The organism is Arthrobacter sp. HMWF013, assembly GCF_003061105.1.
GTDB lineage: Bacteria > Actinomycetota > Actinomycetes > Actinomycetales > Micrococcaceae > Arthrobacter.
Genome location: NZ_QAIQ01000657.1, coordinates 883 through 2010, shown reverse-complemented (window position 1 = coordinate 2010; position 1128 = coordinate 883). Strand labels below are relative to the sequence as shown.

The 1128-nt window shown below is 66.3% G+C and carries 2 protein-coding genes; both read left to right on the top strand.

Annotated features, from left to right (window positions below; genetic code table 11):
- Positions 1 to 675 (top strand): DNA repair protein RecO (gene recO, locus DBR22_RS21570; RefSeq protein WP_258229370.1); only part of this gene is annotated, 675 nt, incomplete at its 5' end.
- Between the two features lie 2 nt (positions 676 to 677).
- On the top strand, positions 678 to 1128 hold a 451-nt coding region (uppS, locus tag DBR22_RS24965; protein ID WP_258229369.1), incomplete at its 3' end, for a polyprenyl diphosphate synthase.

Genomic DNA, 1128 nt, shown 5'->3' with positions numbered 1-1128 from the left:
GACCGCATCATCACTCTGTTGACCAAGCATCACGGCCAGATCCGGGCCGTCGCGAAGGGCGTGCGCCGGACGAGCAGCAAATTCGGCGCCCGGCTGGAGCCCTTTATGGTGGCCGACCTTCAGCTGGTGTCGGGCCGGACCCTTGACATCGTCACCCAAGCCGTGGCCAAAGGCGCCTACGGCGGGAGTATCGCGGCGGACTACGCCAGCTACACCGTCGCGGCCGCCATGACCGAAACAGCGGAGAAACTGACCGACGTCGACGGCGAAGCCGGAACCGCCCAGTACAACCTTCTGGTGGGCGCCCTGGCGTCCTTGAGCCGCGCTGAACACGCGCCCGGGCTGATCCTCGATTCCTATCTCCTGCGGGCCCTTGCCACCGGCGGCTGGGCGCCCAGCTTCACAGACTGTGCGCGTTGCGGGCGGCCGGGGCCGCATACAGCGTTCTCCGCCCCCATCGGCGGCATGGTCTGTGCTGACTGCCGGCCCCCCGGCTCGCCCGCCCCTGCAGCTGAGACCGTCAGCCTGCTGGCCGCCTTGCTGAAGGGGGACTGGACGACGGCGGACGGCTCGCAGGAGCAGCACCGCAGGGAGGGTGCCGGCCTGGTGGCCGCCTACCTGCAATGGCATCTCGAACGGGTACTCAAATCCCTCAAACATGTGGAGCGTAGCTGACAGTGGTACTGGCAAAAAAGCAGAACATTGCGCGGAAGCGGACCACCCCCGTGATCGCGCCGTATCCCCACCCATCCGGTGCGATTGCCCCGGCGATCCCCGCAGAATTCATTCCACGGCATGTCGCCATAGTCATGGACGGCAACGGCCGCTGGGCCAACCAGCGGGGCCTGCCCAGGATCGAGGGCCACAAGGCCGGTGAGCCGGCCCTCCTGGACGTGATGGCCGGTGCCATTGAGCTGGGTATCGAATACGTCAGCGTTTATGCCTTCTCCACTGAGAACTGGCGGCGCTCACCCGAAGAGGTGCGCTTCCTGATGGGTTTTAACAAGGACGTGCTACGCAGGCAGCGGAACCAGTTGGACGAATGGGGCGTCCGCGTACGCTGGTCCGGCCGCCGGCCACGGTTGTGGGGCTCGGTGATCCGGGAGCTCGAAGATGCGGAAGAGTTCA